Source organism: Thalassobacterium maritimum, assembly GCF_031127805.1.
GTDB classification, from domain to species: domain Bacteria; phylum Verrucomicrobiota; class Verrucomicrobiia; order Opitutales; family Coraliomargaritaceae; genus Thalassobacterium; species Thalassobacterium maritimum.
The window spans coordinates 1-14,565 of record NZ_JARXHW010000009.1 but is presented as its reverse complement, the minus strand read 5'-3'; the positions used below and the strand labels follow the sequence as shown (position 1 = coordinate 14,565).

The window sequence follows — 14,565 nt, the reverse complement described above, 5'->3', positions numbered from 1 at the left end:
TTAATGTATATAAAAGCTAGGGCCAGCGCGCTTCCAGCATTCCTTCGAGTGCTCCTGCAGCTCCTCGCTCAAGAGTGCTTTCGCCGAACGAATGCTATCTTCCAATTCATCGGGTTCCCATGCCAAATGCGCGGCGATCAATGCACTGAGTGCACAACCGGTGCCGCGCGTGTTACGGGTCTGGACTCGCGCCTCCTTAAAACAGTATTGCCGCCCGCCCGGATGATACAACCAATCCTCGCACTCCGGTCCGGTCGCATGCCCACCTTTCAATAAAATAGCCTGACCGCAGGCTACTGACAAATCCGCGGCTGCTTGATAAGGGTTTTCACTCTTTCCGGAGAGGATCGCCACTTCCTCCAGATTAGGAGTCGTCAAACAAGCACGCGGCATGAGCTTTAAACGTAAGGCCTCCACTGCTGAAGGCTCCAGCAACATAGCTCCACTACTGGAACAAAGCACCGGATCGAGCACGTAGGGAATATCTGGATACTCTGACAAAACTTCCGCCACCCGATGAACGATCTCCACACTGCTCAACATGCCACTTTTAATCGCCCGCACACGGTAGTTTTTTAACATAGACCTCAATTGTGCTTCCACAAAATCCGCGGACATCATTTCCACCGCTTCCACGCCTTTTGGACTTTGCAAGGTCACCGCAGTCAAAACGTTTAGGGGAAAGCCACCCACCGCATGAATGGCGCGATTGTCTGTCTGCATGCCCGCATGCCCGGAACTATCGGAACCGGAAATCGTCAATACCAAGGGCGGTGCATTCATACGGCCTCCACTCTAATAAGTCTGCATTGCAGGGTCCACGGCGGCCGCCCAGCCCAGAATCCCGCCACGCAGACTCTTTAATTGTTTAAATCCATAATGCGCCTGCATGGCTTCGGCGGCTTTCAAACTGCGCACACCGCCCTTGCAATACACATAGGTCGGCTTGCTGGTATCAAAACCGATCGCCTCAAAGTCGGCCTGGCCCTCCAGGATCAGGCCGAGCGGTAAATGCGCCCCGGGTAAGGCGCAAATCGCGCGCTCCCAATCCTCCCGAACGTCCAGCAATTGATACTCGCTGCGGTCCGCCTGTAAATCCTGCGGCTCCACTTCGACCACTGATTGCTGCTGGGCGACGCCACAGCTATATTCGATCAAGCGTAGCTCCGTCACCGCAGCCTGCTCAGGCACTCGCTGGAAACTCACGATCTGCTGACGCATGGTCAATGCATCGAACATTAACAACTTCCCCGTCAATGGCTCACCGACTCCTGTAATCAACTTGATCACCTCAGTGGCTTGGATCATCCCAATCATCCCTGGCAACACTCCCACCACTCCGATCTCGGAACAGTTGGGCGCATCTTCGGGACGGGGCGGCTCGGGAAATAAGCAGCGATAAGTCGGTCCACCTTGCCAATTGAAAACACTCGCCTGCCCCTGAAAGGTGTAGAGCGCGCCATAGACCAGTGGCTTATTTGCCAGCACACAGGCATCGCTTATCAAATAACGGGTCGGAAAGTTATCACTACCGTCCACCACGAAATCATACTGAGCGATCAAATCGAGTGCATTGTCCACTCCTAAGCGGGTGGCGTGCGGCACACAGTTAATGTGCGGGTTCATCGCGCGCAATTTTTGCGCGGCCAACTCCGCCTTGCCTCGGCCGAGCTCAGACTCGTTAAACAGAATCTGACGCTGCAGATTGGACAAGCTCACGACATCGTCATCCACAATTCCAAGCGTGCCCACTCCCGCCGCCGCGAGATATTGGAGCACCGGACAGCCGAGCCCCCCTGCGCCCACCACCAACACTTTGGCAGATTTGAGCTGCAACTGCGCAGCCTCACCGAAGTGGGGCAATGTCAAGTGACGCTGATAGCGCAGAATTTCATCTTTGGATAATTCGCTCATAGTAGTATCAGGTGAATGCATAGACGGTTCTCTGCAGGTTGCGAACCTTTTGATGCTCCATGATCACACGCCTACGCAGGCACAGCCATCATAGGTCGAGTCCCAATCCTTCCACACCACTTCGTAACCGCCGGCCCTTAGCATCGTGGCGACTTCAGCCGGGCTGCGCTCATCGGATATCTCAAACTGCTCCAAACTCTGCGGATCGACCACATAGCCGCCGGGATTGGTTTTCGATCCGGCACTTAAACTGGTAATACCGAGCTTGTGCACATGATCGCGAAAGACGGGGCTCTCGCGTGTGGACATCGACAGCTCGACCTCGGAGCTTAGTAAACGATAGGCACAGATCAATTGCACCAGATCCTTATCCGTCATCACCGAGACCGGTTGAAAATCGCCTTCATGCGGACGGATGCGAGGGAAGGATAAGCTGTATCGCGTTTTCCAATACGTCTGCTCCATATAACGCAGATGCGTCGCCACCATAAAGGAATCCGTGCGCCAGTCATCCAAACCATACAAAGCACCAAGCCCGATCTTCTTCATCCCCGCACGCCCGAGCCGGTCGGGAGTTTCCAACCGGTAATCGAAATTGCTCTTCATTCCTTTTAGATGATACTTCGCGTAAGAGTCGCGATTATAGGTTTCCTGATAGACCAGCACCGAGCTGAGTCCCGCCTCCATCAAAGTTTCATAGCCCGCCTGATCGAGCGGCTGCACCTCCATCGAAATACTGGAAAAAGTCTGCCGAGCCAGCTCAAAGGCTTTACTCAAATAAGGAATGCCCACCCGCAGATTCGCCTCTCCGGTCACGAACAACACATGATCCATTCCCAGTGCCTTGACGGCTTGCAACTCTTGCAGGATCTCGGCCTCATTTAGAATTTTGCGTGGAATCCGATTGTTCGCGCTGAAGCCACAGTAAGTGCAGATATTACTGCACACATTGGAAAGGTAAATCGGCGCATACATCTGCTGAGTATAGCCAAATCTTTCAACCGTGCGGGCATGACTAAGCGCGGCGAGTGGCTCCAAGTAATCCTGAGCCACCGGAGCAATCAAAGCCTTGAAATCCTCCAAGCTTAACTTACCAACCGGCCGCGACAGAGCAGACTCCACATCCCCGGCAGTCTTCGCGAGAATGGAGGCCTTCGTCTCCTCCCAGGAGAGGCGATTTAATACATCCACATAACTCATAGCAATTTACACTCCGGCATCTAAAAATGCGGTTAAGGGCGATGAGGCGACAGCTTCGATCGATTGCTGCCCACGCCCCGCTTCATAGCCGAGGCGCCCGCACTCAACTGCCATCTTAAAGGCAGCCCCCATGGCAATCGGATCGCGCGCCGTAGCAATCGCGGTGTTGACCAGCACCGCATCGGCCCCGATCTCCATGGCATCGGCCGCATGCGAGGGTAAGCCGAGCCCGGCATCGATGATCACGGGCACCTTGCTTTGCGCGATGATGATCTCCAGAAAGCGCCGCGCCGCGAGCCCTTCATTCGTGCCAATCGGAGCCGCCAGCGGCATCACCGCCGCCACGCCCACCTCTTCCAGTCGCTTACATAGCACCGGATCGGCATGAATATAAGGCAGCACAATAAAGCCCTCTTTGACTAACTGCTCCGCGGCTTTCACGGTCTCAATCGGATCGGGCATTAAATATTTGGGGTCGGGATGAATTTCCAATTTCAGCCAATTGGTGCCTAAGGCTTCACGCGCCAATTGCGCCGCAAAAATGGCTTCTTTGGCATCCCGCACGCCGGAGGTATTGGGCAGTAAACTATACCGCTCGGTCTCCATGTATTCCATGATGCCGTCACCGCCGCCCTTGGTCTGCACGCGGCGCATCGCCATCGTCACCAGCTGACTGCCTGTGGCGCGAATGCTATCCTGCATCTGCTGACCGGATGCGTATTTCCCCGTGCCTACGAAAAGGCGGGACTCGAAGGTTTTTCCAGCGATAATGAGCGGCTCTGTTTTCATAATTGATTCAGTAACATTGCATAGGTATCCGAAACATTCGGCTGACGGTATAAGACCGAGCAAATCGCGGCACCAGTCACTCCCAGTGCCAATAATTCTTTAATATCAGTGGGCTCGATTCCACCGATCGCATAACTCGGCAACTCGCCCAGCACTGCTAAGATGGCCTGCCAATCGGCAGGAGTGAGCACGGGCGCGAGGTTCTTTTTAGTGTGGGTAAATTTAAACGGGCCCACGCCCACGTAATCCAATACGCCCGCAGCAACCGCCATCTCCGCATCCGCCACCGAATTTACGGTGCCACCGATTAAGAAATCTGCCCCTGCTCGTGCGCGCGCATCCGCCCAGGGTGTATCCAACTTGCCGAGATGCACCCCATCTGCACCGAGCTTCAGCGCCAGATCCAAACGATCATTTAATATGAAAGTGCTCCCGATCTCACGACAACGAATCATACACTCAAAGGCAATCGGTTCGAGCTGCGCATCCGACAATTCCTTTGAACGCAGCTGCACCCAATCCACGCCCGCGGCGCACAAGGCCTGCACCTGCTCTGTATGCGAACGCTCGATACCATCAATCGTCAGGCACATATACTTCGGCCAATTCATGCGGCCTCCTTTCGAAAGCGGGCAAAGGCCTCCAGTGGATCGACCGCTTGCCACAGCGAGCCGTGCACAACCACACCCTCAAATCCGTATGCCATGGCGCGCGCCGCATTCGCCGCGGTAATGCCCCCCAACGCATAGAGCTTTGCAGCGCAAGCGCCTGACAGAGACGCGGCTAAATCCGCTTCCGTCCAGAACGGGCCATAAGCATGCTTAGTGATGGACTGAAATACCGGGCTCAAGAAAGCGTAATCCACTTGCTTCAGCAGCGTCTCCAGCTCGTCGAGACGATGCAAGGAACGGGAACAAATTCGCCCTCCCAGCAAAGCATGATCAACTGCCATGCCATCCTTAAAATGCAGTCCCACCGCATAGCTTTCAGCCAGCACGTGATGCTGATGCAGGGAGATTCGGGCATGCCATTCTGACGGCACCGCGTCGAGTAATTCCGCGCAGTCCGCCAACGTCCAAGACGGCTTGCGCACATGATAACGCATCAGGCCCGCTTGCAACAAGCGCGCGATCACATCTGCCTCATTGGCGTATTTAGATTCTGGAGACACGGCAATCACTCGCATAGCATTAGCCCCCCTGGGTGGCTTGAATAATCAGCACGGCATCCTCCGCAGCGAGCTGGTAGGCAGCCAGCTCGCTCGCTGGCACAACGGACTGATTGACCGCCACCGCAAGCCCGGGCTTCGACTCAAGCCCTAGCTCCGCGAGCAGTGCCTGTAGCGGCAAGCCTTCGGGCACTTCGCGCGCTTCGTCATTTACGCGGATCTTCATGCTTCCGATCCAGCGAGATACACTTCGCCACCCTTGTCTTTAAACTCAGCCGACTTTTCTGCCATGCCCTTTTCCAGCGCTTCTTTTTCCGAAACGCCGAGTTTGGCCGCATACTCGCGCACATCTTCTGTGATTTTCATCGAGCAGAAATTCGGGCCACACATCGAGCAGAAGTGCGCGGTCTTCGCCGAGTCTTGGGGCAAAGTTTCGTCGTGGAAGGACTTCGCTTTTTCCGGATCGAGTGACAGATTAAACTGATCCTCCCAGCGGAACTCGAAGCGCGCCTTCGAGAGTGCATTGTCACGGTATTGCGCGGCCGGATGCCCTTTGCCGAGGTCGGCGGCATGCGCGGCGATCTTATAGGTGATCACTCCCTCGCGCACATCGTCCTTGTTGGGCAGGCCGAGGTGCTCCTTGGGAGTCACGTAGCAAAGCATCGCGCAACCATACCAACCAATCATGGCGGCACCGATGCCGCTGGTGATGTGGTCGTAGCCCGGCGCAATATCTGTCGTGAGTGGTCCAAGTGTATAGAACGGTGCTTCATCGCACCACTCGATCTGCTTCTTCATGTTTTCCTCGATCATGTGCATCGGCACGTGCCCGGGACCTTCGTTCATGACTTGCACTCCGAATTTCCAAGCGCGTCGGGTGAGCTCACCCTGAGTTTTCAGTTCGGCAAATTGCGCCTCATCATTTGCATCTGCAATGGAGCCTGGACGCAAACCGTCGCCGATCGAAAAGGAGACATCATAGGCGGCCATGATTTCGCAAATATCATCCCAGTGAGTATAAAGGAAATTTTCTTTATGGTGCGAGAGGCACCACTTCGCCATGATCGAACCACCGCGACTCACGATGCCCGTCATACGCTTCGCAGTCATCGGCACAAACGGAAGCAGCACGGCCGCGTGAATCGTAAAGTAATCCACCCCTTGCTCGGCTTGCTCGATCAAAGTATCGCGGAAAATTTCCCAAGTCAGGTCTTCGGCCTTACCGTTGACCTTTTCCAGCGCTTGATAAATCGGGACCGTGCCGACTGGCACCGGGCAATTGCGCAAGATCCATTCCCGCGTCTGGTGAATGTTCTTACCCGTGGAAAGGTCCATCAGTGTATCGCCGCCCCACTTCACCGACCAGCGCATCTTTTCAACTTCCTCTTCGATCGACGAAGCCACAGCGGAGTTACCAATGTTGGTATTAATTTTTACCAGGAAATTCCGGCCAATAATCATCGGCTCCAGCTCGGGGTGATTCACATTACAAGGAATGATCGCGCGGCCGCGGGCCACTTCGGAGCGCACGAACTCCGGCGTAATCTCGTCGGGAATCGAAGCGCCAAAGCTTTGCCCGGGATGCTGGATATTCAGCGAATTTTGATCCGCAGATGCTGAAATTTCGGCACCCTGCTTCGCCGCCTGCAGTTTCATATTTTCACGGATCGCGATAAACTCCATCTCCGGCGTGATGATGCCCGCACGTGCATATTGCAGTTGAGTCACCACCTTGCCTGCCTTGGCGCGAATCGGACGGTGGCGCGTATTGTCGAATTCGATCAACTTGCGTTGGCCATCCTTCATACGAGCCCCCGCCTTATGCACCTCAGAGAGATAGCCATCATCCTGCGGTTTCACCTCGCGGCCCTCATATTCCTCCACGTCGCCGCGCTCCCGAATCCACGCCTCCCGCATGCGCGGCAGGCCCTGAGTCACATCACCATGGTAGCTGGCGTCGCCCCATGGGCCCGCAGTATCATAGACGCGCACCGGATCATTGGGCAATTCGCCAGCGCCATTCGGTAGAATTGTTGGCGAGAGTTTAATCTCACGCATGGGCACCTTCAGGTCAGGACGCGAGCCAGTGATATAAACACGCTCGGAATTCGGGAACAAGGTATGGCTCGAAGTAGTTTCGTTAATGGAATTTTCTGGCATAATTTAAGTGAGTCACGATCCGCCTCACACTGCCTCGAAAAAATCCCGCCCAACAGCCCCAGAGGTCCATTCGACTCGATAATCCCTACGGCGGTGTTAACACGCATCAGGTTCAAAGGATCTACGGGTGGAGCGCACCCAAATCTCAGCTCCACGCCTGGAGCTCTCCTATATCTAAGACCTCCACGCGTAATACATCCTCCACCGAATGCAAATTAAAAAATCGCATTAAGTGCGCGATGACGTGCCCCCAAACAGTGTGCCCATCCCAGCGATACGGCATGGCGGTTGCTAGGGGTCCTGCATGCATAAAATTCTAATGATACTCAGCAGCACGCTGCTTGCTCTGACGATTGGACATAGTGAAAGCACCCAAACCATCTCCGGAAGGGGCGCTAACAGCGACACAACAGCGAAACAAATTATGGCTCTACCAGACGATCCTGCCACCACTACCGCCGACCGCGAATTAATGAGCTATGCCTATGCACTCGCTGAGCGTGCGGTCGAACATGGCAACCACCCCTTTAGTGCACTACTCGTCAAAGACGGAGAAATCATCTTTGAATTTGAGAATGCGGTCTACACCCTGCAGGACGTCACTCAGCACGCGGAAACCGGACTGATCAGTCAGGCCACGCGACAATTCGATCGCGCGACACTGGCGGCCAGCACCCTCTACGCCAGCACGGAGCCCTGCATTATGTGCTGCGGAGCGATACGCTGGGCAGGCATCCGTAAGGTAGTCTATGGCACCACTTCTTCTAAACTCACTGAGGTGATTCGCCAGATCTATCCCGCTGCCGCCAAGAACCCGCTGCCGGAAAGTCCTCTCGCAATCCGGGAAATTTTCCAACGCACCGAGCCGGGAGTTCAGGTCTATGGGCCTCTAATGGAAGCCGAAGGCATTGCCATCCACGCAAAGTACTGGGGAGAAGACCCCGTGCTACGATCGATCCTTGGCAATCAATAATCTTCGATCTAAAAATCTCAAAATCAAATCTTGGTCATCGGAGCGAAAACACTCAGATTCTCAAGCTATGGCTCAAGATCCCACTCCTCCATTAAGCGAGTCCAGTCTCGCAGCGCTGGCTTCCATTCCTTTCGACGAGGCTCCCTCGCCGGGCTATGTCGTGCATCTGGATCAACTGGAGAAGAACTGCCAGCTCCTGCAATCCGTCTCTGAGCGCTCCGGCGCCAAGGTGCTACTGGCCCTCAAAGGCTTTGCCTGCTTTAGCACCTTTCCACTGATTCGCAAATATTTGAGCGGCACCACTTCCAGTGGCCTACATGAAGCCTTACTTGCGCAGGAATCTTTTGGCCCCGAAGTGCATGTCTACTCGGCCGCCTATAAGCCGGAGGAAATTCAAAAGCTCAGCCGCTTCGCTCACAGCCTGGTTTTCAACTCTGCGGGACAACTGGCCAAAGGCCTCAGCGCGCTGGAAGGCCAGCGACGCCCGGAATTGGGTCTACGCGTCAACCCGGAATACTCTGAAGTGGAGACTGAGCTCTACGATCCCTGCGCACCTTCGTCGCGACTGGGCACCACGCGCGCCGCCCTTGATCGCGCGCTCGAAACGCTCCCCAAGGACCTACTCTCCAATCTGGATGGACTCCACTTCCACGCGCTGTGTGAACAAGATGCCGACGCACTGGAGCACACCGCGGAGGCCTTCGAAGCGAAATTTGGCGATCTCATACCCGGGCTCAAATGGCTCAATTTTGGCGGCGGCCACCATATAACACGCCCCGGTTATGATATCGAGCGTCTCATCCGCGTAGTGAAATATTTCCGTGAGCGCTACCAGCTCGACGTATATCTCGAACCCGGGGAAGCCGTTGCACTCCACACCGGCGTCTTAGTCGTGACCGTGCTGGACCTGATCGAGGCGGGGGGCCACCAGATCGCCATCCTCGACAGTTCGGCTACCTGCCACATGCCCGACGTGTTGGAGATGCCCTACCGCCCGGGCATTTTAGGCGCAGGTGCCGCGAACGAGTATGCCCACAGCTACCGATTAGGCGGCATGTCTTGCTTGGCCGGCGATGTGATCGGCGATTATTCCTTTTCACAACCGCTGGAGGTCGGGCAGCGGCTGGTCTTTCTTGACATGTCCCACTACACCATGGTGAAAAACAGCACGTTTAACGGTGTCCCCCTGCCTGCGATCTCGCTCTATTCCGAGCGTGAAGGCCTAAAGACGGTGCGCCGCTTCGGCTACGAAGACTACCGCATGCGTCTTTCCTAATTCGATTATTGAAACTTAATCGCAACTAACTAAATTTCCTAATTTTACACGTTTACATTGAAAAAGGCACAACCACTCAAAGCAAAAGGTATCCTGCTCGGCATACTACTCTTAGGCATAGCCGTCGCTTCGAGTTTGGTCGTTTATAAGCTCCGAAATCAACAAATGGAGACGACAGCCGAACAAACCGAGACACCATGAGGCTCGAAGATCACCCATTTATCTGCTCGATTTCAGAGGACCGGCGCGCAACGATCGCGGACGAAGTTGAAATCATGACTTTGCCGGACGCGGAGGTCATCTTTCCCGAGAAAAGTGCCCCCGATGCACTTTTTCTAGTACTCAAAGGAGAAGTCGCATTCACGAAGGAGAAACTAGATGGAACACTGCAACATGTCAGCCAATCCGGCGAAGGTAGCTTCTTCGGAGAGGTGGGCGTATTCACAGGTGAACACCGTGCTCTTGGCGCCGTCTCACTCGGCAGTTGCACCATCGCACGTGTGCCCGAAGCGACTGTTAAGAAAATCATCGAAGATGCCGAACCAGTCCGGCGTATCCTTGAAAGCGTAATCCACCACCTCAAAAGCACGACGGACCACTATATGGACGAAGTTATGCGCACCGAAAAGCTCACGCTCGTCGGTACCATGGTGTCCTCACTGCTCCACGATTTTAAAAATCCGTTCTCAATTATCAGCTTAGGCTCTACCATCATCGAGCGACGCTATAAAGAAGACCCCAAGGTGGCCAAGATCTGCGAAAACATCGAATCGCAAATCAATCGCATGGTCAACATGGCCAACGATTTGGCGGCCTTTGCCCGCGGCGACAGTCAAATTGAAGTCAGCGAAGTCAAGATCGACGAACTTTTTAACTATTTCCGTGAGCTCAACACGCCATTTTTCAAAGACCAGACCGTCGAACTCATCATGCAGGGTAATGGCACCAGTCTGCAAGGCGATGCCAGCAAGCTCATGCGTGTCCTACAAAACCTGATCAGTAATTCCATCGAAGCGCTCCACAGTGCCGATATCGACGGCAAAGTGACCGTAACTGCGACGGAGAACGACAAAGTAGTCACACTCACAGTGGCCGACAACGGGCCCGGCATCCCCGTCGACATACGGGATAAGTTCTTCGAGCCCTTCGTCACACATGGTAAAAGCGATGGCACCGGCCTCGGCACTGCCATTGCAAAGTCCATCGTGACCGCACACCGTGGCGAAATCGAATTCACGACCAGCGCCGAGGGCACAATTTTTACGATTCGCTTGCCCAAGTATGCTCCACAAACTCCGGCTAAATAGCCGAGTTCAAGCCAACTGCTTGCAAAAAGGAGCGTGCGAGAATCATGTGGCCGACTCCGTTAGGGTGCACCCGGTCTGAACAAAGTGACTGCGTCGGTTGATGCGCCAAATACTGATCAAAAGCCGCCTGTGTATCCACATAAACCGCATCAAACTCCTCCGCCAGCTTTTGCGTGATAGCACCATAGATGTCCATCTTAGCGCGCATGGGATCCTTCACATTGCTCTCCAGGAAATAAGGCGTCATCAATACCAGCCCCTCCAGTTGAGGACGAGTCTTCGCCAGCAATTTGCGATAGATCGTTTCGTATTGCTCGGGATCCACCTGAACGGCGCCGGGCTCACTATCAAACTGGCGCCAAACATCATTGATACCAATCATCACAGAAAGCCAATGGGGCTCGAGGTCCAACACGTCCTCTTGCCATCGTGACTCCAAATTTGTAATACGATTCCCGCTAATCCCTGTATTCAAGACACGGAGAGAAAGCTCTGGATGCGCGGCTCCCAAAATGCTGTCCACAAAGCTCACATACCCCGTCCCTAGCCCCGCCCCGCGGCGCTGCCCTAGCGGGCGGCCACGTCCACAGTCGGTGATGGAATCACCAATAAATAATAATTTCTGCTGTGATTCGAATGGGATACTCATGACTCACCAATTCAACGCCACAACGTATCGAAGCAAGTCAATATACGCGGCCACATCAAATTCGAAGCTCAGTCAGCAGCAGCGAATCACGCTGAATTAGCCATGCCCCGCAATGCAGGCGTCCTCGCATTACTTCACTTGCTGTGATGTTTCACAAAAGCTAATGCAGGTATCCATAGACTCGATACTATCCGAAGGCGTAAGATCTTTGCGGCACATAGTCGAGACTGCCAGACCACGACGCAGGCACTCGGCCTCGTCTTGACTGCCCATCAAGCCATTAATGAAGCCTGCACAGAATGCATGATCCACACCTGCGGAGCCTGAGCGCTCCTCCCATGGTAGGAAGTAGCCATTCGACTTATAGAAGGTGCCATCGGCGCCGACATAGACAGCCCCAGCCCCGGAGTGAATGATGACGGCGATACGTAGGCCCGTGTCTAAAATTTGTTGAGCCGCCTTACGCGCTAAATCAGGATCGAAAATGTTTTCGGAATACAGGCTCGTTTCAGTAATCGTCTCGGCCACGCGATCATTCACGATCACATAATCACTTTCCGCCAAGGTCTCTGCGAACTCCTCGAGGCGAGCGCCACGGTCTAAAGGTGCAAATTCGATAATGGTGGTGATACCACGCTTGCGAGCATCGCGAATCAACTTGGTCGAATCGGCCCGCCCAGAATCCGGATTGACCGCCTCTAGCTTACCGAGAGCCCCCAGTGAGCCCAAGAATAGATAATCCGGCTTGGCAGTATCGAGCTTTACATCGTCACGTGAGAAATTACCTCCCGCCCCCGCGAAGTGAAAACAGGTATGACGGCCCGACTCTTCGACAGTAAACACGTCGGTATATCCAGTTGCCGCCGCACGGTCGTAACTGAGTTGCGAAATATCGATCCCGTGTGTGTTGCAGGTTTCGACAATAAACTTACCGTCGAGGTCCTGAGCGATGCGGCCGGATGCATGCAAATTGGCATGCGTGCCAAGTTTGGCTAGATCGACTAGTAGATTAAAAGGGGCTCCCCCATTGCTAATGACTTCACCAGTGATTTTAGAACTCGCCCGTTCACTCGGGTAGTGTTTCACGGTTTTGTGATAATCGACCACAAAGGTGCCAGCGGCGAGAATAGTTGGTTTGTTTAATTGCTTACCCATAATTTTACTTAGTCCGTATGATTGTCGTTTGTATTTTCTTCAGTAGTCAGGAAGCTGAGTATGATGACCCAGATCGTGACTGCTAAGATCGCGAGGGGAAGCTGTAGACTGCTTGGAAAACTGTAGATGATACTCACCATCGGGATCCAAAAGGCCCAATTCGTGATTAATACGGGCAGCACACGCATGCCCCAAAAGCTTTTAAATGGGCGCATGCTTTGCCACACCCGTGAGAATTTAAACTGGTTTTCCTTCCAGATAAAAAGAATCGTTTGGTAAGGGTTCGCGAAGAACACAGTCCAACCGAACTGGTCAACCAACACTTTGCTGGCGAGCGTTCTGAAATCCTGCCCCTCACCAAACCAAAGAGTTTGTTGCTGATAGAAGACGCCTTGTAGCAGGCCTAGGACTCCGAACACCAATAGATTGAAGCCTGCATTGACTGTATTTGCCCGCGCCCAGGACTTTTTTCCAGCGGATAAGATGCGGACCAACTCTGCCAACACCCCCACTGACAAGCCCATCCCCAAAAAAGGGAACAAGCGGCCCAAGAAAGCTTGTAAACGCTCCAGGCCGATGAAGAAATGACTGGCTGCCGGCAACCAATAATAGGCTAAAGCAATAAGCGCCATCAGTGCCCACACGAAACAGGCAGGCACCAGGCTTTGCCGCACAGCCTTGATGCCGGCTCGAGAGCTGTGTTCCAGAATTTCAGCAACATCGGGCTGATCGCTAGGCAATTCGGGTGGGAAGTGCCAGCCATCCGCATTGGCTGAGGCTGAATTACGCCCACGATAGTAGCGACGTGAGGACGCAGTGGAACAAGCCTCAATCACTCCGGACTGAAAGGCATCATTGATTATAAACATCGCATTACTTCCCTACGGGATGAAGTGAGCGTGAACTCGGTGCACAAGTGATGCGCAAGACCAACCAAAGGTTCATGGCCAAGATCGAAGCTGCCAACTGTAAGTCTGTTGGGAAGCAAAAGATAATCACACTTGTGGGCAACCAGAAGCTCCAGTGAGCAATCAATGCTGGCAGGACCTTAAGGGCGAAAAACTCTGAGAAGTTCGGACATTCGACGCTCAAACTCTTGCTCGAAAATCCATGTGCTTTCCAGGCAAAGAGGAAGGTTTGCGCCGGACAGGCGAGTAAGAGCGTCCATGCGAATTGATCGAAAAACACTTTTTGCAGCAGCGTCGAAAAGGAACCGCCCTCACCATACAAGTTCGCAAGTAGGTAGTAAATCGGATCTTTCGCAGCGGCAATCACGCCGAACATGAGAAATAGGAATAAGAAGTTTACAGTATTGGATCGAGTCCAACGCCGGCTCACACTACGGCGCACTTTCATAAACTCCGAAAGAAAGCCTACACTCAGCCCCATGCCTAGGAATGCAAACAGCGGCCCCATCTTCATTTTGAGCAGTATCACTTGCTGCATCGCTGGCTCCAGAAATGGCACGGTCGCATAAGCGATCGCAAACATGAGCATCACGATAAATGCAAGTGCAGCAGCCAGGCGATTCGATCGCGCGACATCGAGACCGACTTGCACACTCTCGCGAAAATTATTATCTAGACCGTAGTCCCCTTTTAAGCTGGTGGATTGAATGGCGGACGCGTGCTTCTCTACAAAATTTCTAGAGCGGCAATAGCGGTGCATCGAAGCTGCTTCGACTTCATCATCGACAGTTCCGAATTCAGTAATATGTGGACTGATAGTACTCATAATTTTAGATCTCAGCCATTGCTTAGCATGCGTGATGCCAAAAAATTGCGATTTGCTGGAATCGTACCCTACCAATTTTGGGTTACGTAGCTTTTACTAGTTCTTCAAATCCAGTAATTTGACACGAAATGGGCTCTGTGCTCTAATACCTTTTAACATAAATATTGCGCATTCTAATAAAGTGGTCATGTTCATTGCATGGCAAACCGCAAACTAGGAACTCAAGCCGATCGCCAGCGC

At 53.6% G+C, this 14,565-nt stretch carries 15 protein-coding genes and 1 riboswitch; of the genes, 3 read left to right on the top strand and 12 right to left on the bottom strand.

All coding sequences use genetic code 11. The features are described from left to right. From thiD to thiC, 8 genes are all read right to left on the bottom strand, one after another. Positions 1-783 carry a bifunctional hydroxymethylpyrimidine kinase/phosphomethylpyrimidine kinase gene (gene thiD, locus QEH52_RS05625; protein WP_308949117.1) on the bottom strand — a complete coding sequence of 261 codons (783 nt, stop codon included), beginning with the start codon at positions 781-783 and terminating at the stop codon, positions 1-3. Positions 784-795: 12 nt separating this feature from the next. Beyond that, positions 796-1,914, bottom strand: coding sequence for a molybdopterin-synthase adenylyltransferase MoeB (moeB, locus tag QEH52_RS05620; RefSeq protein WP_308949116.1), 1,119 nt, complete (start codon positions 1,912-1,914; stop codon positions 796-798). A gap of 63 nt (positions 1,915-1,977) precedes the next feature. After that, entirely contained in the window at positions 1,978-3,114 is a 1,137-nt protein-coding gene (gene thiH, locus QEH52_RS05615) for a 2-iminoacetate synthase ThiH (protein WP_308949115.1), read from the bottom strand. A gap of 6 nt (positions 3,115-3,120) precedes the next feature. Beyond that, positions 3,121-3,903, bottom strand: coding sequence for a thiazole synthase (locus QEH52_RS05610; RefSeq protein ID WP_308949114.1), 783 nt, complete (start codon positions 3,901-3,903; stop codon positions 3,121-3,123). Continuing rightward, on the bottom strand, positions 3,900-4,514 hold the full coding sequence (gene thiE, locus QEH52_RS05605) for a thiamine phosphate synthase (RefSeq protein WP_308949113.1): 615 nt from the start codon (positions 4,512-4,514) through the stop codon (positions 3,900-3,902). Before thiE ends, QEH52_RS05610 begins: the two co-directional genes overlap by 4 nt. Then, positions 4,511-5,074, bottom strand: coding sequence for a thiamine phosphate synthase (locus tag QEH52_RS05600; protein ID WP_308949112.1), 564 nt, complete (start codon positions 5,072-5,074; stop codon positions 4,511-4,513). The genes thiE and QEH52_RS05600 overlap by 4 nt, the downstream gene beginning before the upstream one ends. A 19-nt stretch (positions 5,075-5,093) precedes the next feature. After that, complete coding sequence (gene thiS / locus QEH52_RS05595) at positions 5,094-5,297, bottom strand: sulfur carrier protein ThiS (protein WP_308949111.1); 204 nt, start codon at positions 5,295-5,297, stop codon at positions 5,094-5,096. After that, positions 5,294-7,231, bottom strand: a complete 1,938-nt coding sequence (thiC, locus tag QEH52_RS05590; protein WP_308949110.1) for a phosphomethylpyrimidine synthase ThiC — start codon at positions 7,229-7,231, stop codon at positions 5,294-5,296. The genes thiS and thiC overlap by 4 nt, the downstream gene beginning before the upstream one ends. A 65-nt stretch (positions 7,232-7,296) precedes the next feature. Next, positions 7,297-7,411, bottom strand: a riboswitch (TPP riboswitch). 244 nt (positions 7,412-7,655) lie between these two features. Here thiC and QEH52_RS05585 point away from each other — a divergent pair. From QEH52_RS05585 to QEH52_RS05575, 3 genes are all read left to right on the top strand, one after another. Continuing rightward, on the top strand, positions 7,656-8,204 hold the full coding sequence (locus tag QEH52_RS05585; RefSeq protein ID WP_308949109.1) for a nucleoside deaminase: 549 nt from the start codon (positions 7,656-7,658) through the stop codon (positions 8,202-8,204). A gap of 67 nt (positions 8,205-8,271) precedes the next feature. Further along, positions 8,272-9,480 carry a carboxynorspermidine decarboxylase gene (gene nspC / locus QEH52_RS05580; RefSeq protein WP_308949108.1) on the top strand — a complete coding sequence of 403 codons (1,209 nt, stop codon included), beginning with the start codon at positions 8,272-8,274 and terminating at the stop codon, positions 9,478-9,480. Positions 9,481-9,677: 197 nt separating this feature from the next. Further along, on the top strand, positions 9,678-10,787 hold the full coding sequence (locus tag QEH52_RS05575) for a sensor histidine kinase (protein ID WP_308949107.1): 1,110 nt from the start codon (positions 9,678-9,680) through the stop codon (positions 10,785-10,787). On the opposite strand, the gene QEH52_RS05570 is transcribed toward QEH52_RS05575, so the two are convergent. The 4 genes from QEH52_RS05570 to QEH52_RS05555 form a co-directional block, all read right to left on the bottom strand. Then, positions 10,780-11,436 carry an SGNH/GDSL hydrolase family protein gene (locus QEH52_RS05570; protein WP_308949106.1) on the bottom strand — a complete coding sequence of 219 codons (657 nt, stop codon included), beginning with the start codon at positions 11,434-11,436 and terminating at the stop codon, positions 10,780-10,782. The genes QEH52_RS05575 and QEH52_RS05570 overlap by 8 nt on opposite strands. Positions 11,437-11,565: 129 nt before the next feature. Beyond that, the gene (locus tag QEH52_RS05565) at positions 11,566-12,591 is read right to left on the bottom strand and encodes a carbohydrate kinase family protein (protein ID WP_308949105.1); all 1,026 of its coding nucleotides are present in this window, start codon (positions 12,589-12,591) and stop codon (positions 11,566-11,568) included. Between the two features lie 8 nt (positions 12,592-12,599). Continuing rightward, complete coding sequence (locus tag QEH52_RS05560; protein ID WP_308949104.1) at positions 12,600-13,460, bottom strand: hypothetical protein; 861 nt, start codon at positions 13,458-13,460, stop codon at positions 12,600-12,602. Positions 13,461-13,464: 4 nt separating this feature from the next. After that, positions 13,465-14,325 (bottom strand): hypothetical protein, encoded by an 861-nt coding sequence (locus tag QEH52_RS05555; protein ID WP_308949103.1) that lies wholly within the window; start codon positions 14,323-14,325, stop codon positions 13,465-13,467. Positions 14,326-14,565 lie beyond the last annotated feature (240 nt).

Coding starts and splice junctions, on each gene's coding strand:
- thiD (WP_308949117.1), bottom strand. CDS start 783: ATGAATGCACCGCCCTTGGTATTGACGATTTCCGGTTCCGATAGTTCC.
- moeB (WP_308949116.1), bottom strand. CDS start 1,914: ATGAGCGAATTATCCAAAGATGAAATTCTGCGCTATCAGCGTCACTTG.
- thiH (WP_308949115.1), bottom strand. CDS start 3,114: ATGAGTTATGTGGATGTATTAAATCGCCTCTCCTGGGAGGAGACGAAG.
- QEH52_RS05610 (WP_308949114.1), bottom strand. CDS start 3,903: ATGAAAACAGAGCCGCTCATTATCGCTGGAAAAACCTTCGAGTCCCGC.
- thiE (WP_308949113.1), bottom strand. CDS start 4,514: ATGAATTGGCCGAAGTATATGTGCCTGACGATTGATGGTATCGAGCGT.
- thiS (WP_308949111.1), bottom strand. CDS start 5,297: ATGAAGATCCGCGTAAATGACGAAGCGCGCGAAGTGCCCGAAGGCTTG.
- thiC (WP_308949110.1), bottom strand. CDS start 7,231: ATGCCAGAAAATTCCATTAACGAAACTACTTCGAGCCATACCTTGTTC.
- QEH52_RS05585 (WP_308949109.1), top strand. CDS start 7,656: ATGGCTCTACCAGACGATCCTGCCACCACTACCGCCGACCGCGAATTA.
- nspC (WP_308949108.1), top strand. CDS start 8,272: ATGGCTCAAGATCCCACTCCTCCATTAAGCGAGTCCAGTCTCGCAGCG.
- QEH52_RS05575 (WP_308949107.1), top strand. CDS start 9,678: ATGAGGCTCGAAGATCACCCATTTATCTGCTCGATTTCAGAGGACCGG.
- QEH52_RS05570 (WP_308949106.1), bottom strand. CDS start 11,436: ATGAGTATCCCATTCGAATCACAGCAGAAATTATTATTTATTGGTGAT.
- QEH52_RS05565 (WP_308949105.1), bottom strand. CDS start 12,591: ATGGGTAAGCAATTAAACAAACCAACTATTCTCGCCGCTGGCACCTTT.
- QEH52_RS05560 (WP_308949104.1), bottom strand. CDS start 13,460: ATGTTTATAATCAATGATGCCTTTCAGTCCGGAGTGATTGAGGCTTGT.
- QEH52_RS05555 (WP_308949103.1), bottom strand. CDS start 14,325: ATGAGTACTATCAGTCCACATATTACTGAATTCGGAACTGTCGATGAT.